The 376-nt window shown below is 67.0% G+C and carries 1 protein-coding gene; it reads left to right on the top strand.

The window, feature by feature from the left end; all coding sequences use genetic code 11:
• Window positions 1-376: methyl-accepting chemotaxis protein (locus ASE31_RS32250; RefSeq protein WP_235514556.1), on the top strand; the 376-nt coding region annotated here is incomplete at both ends.

The raw sequence follows: 376 nt of genomic DNA, 5'->3' as shown, positions 1-376 counted from the left end.
CAAGATCGCCGACATCATCAGCGTCATCGACGGCATCGCCTTCCAGACCAACATCCTGGCGCTCAATGCAGCGGTGGAAGCCGCCCGGGCCGGAGAGCAAGGCCGGGGCTTTGCCGTGGTGGCCAGCGAAGTGCGCAGCCTGGCCGGACGCAGCGCCGAAGCGGCCAAGGAAATCAAGAGCCTGATCACCGCCAGCGTCGAGCGGGTGGAGCAAGGCACGCAACTGGTGGACAAGGCCGGGGCCACCATGACCGAAGTGGTGGCAGCCATCCGGCGGGTGACCGACATCATGGGCGAGATCAGCGCCGCCAGCAGTGAGCAAAGCGCAGGCGTGGGCCAGGTGGGAGAAGCGGTCACGCAGATGGACCAGGCCACC

Origin of the sequence: Acidovorax sp. Root217 (genome assembly GCF_001428645.1) — a bacterium.
GTDB lineage: Bacteria > Pseudomonadota > Gammaproteobacteria > Burkholderiales > Burkholderiaceae_C > Acidovorax.
Note: the sequence above shows the minus strand (reverse complement) of the source record. Positions and strands in the feature narration are given on the sequence as shown.